The 273-nt window shown below is 38.1% G+C and carries 1 pseudogene; it reads right to left on the reverse strand.

Annotated elements, in window-relative coordinates:
• Positions 1–273 (reverse strand): annotated as a pseudogene (locus ACG9ZB_RS17340) (mobilization protein A); the annotation flags it as partial.

A 273-nucleotide genomic window follows, 5' to 3' on the forward strand; every position in this document is an offset into this window, starting at 1 on the left:
TTGCTGATCTGCTCTGCTATCGCTGCACCAATCTGTTGTTTTATTTCTTTGATATTTTCAGGCAAGTTTTGGCTATTTAAAGTCTTTATGGCTTGGGCTTTATCAGGTGCATGAGGGTCTGATAATCCATAATTAAAATTGGTAACTTGTTTCCAATTTTCCACCAATGGGCGGTCTGCTTGATCAAAATAGGGCTGTAAGCGTTTTCCTGTACTCAATTCCACGTTTGGAATAACGAAATTAAGTTCTAAACGTCCCTTATCAGTATGTTCT

The organism is Acinetobacter johnsonii, assembly GCF_048551975.1.
In the GTDB taxonomy this organism is placed as follows: domain Bacteria; phylum Pseudomonadota; class Gammaproteobacteria; order Pseudomonadales; family Moraxellaceae; genus Acinetobacter; species Acinetobacter johnsonii_A.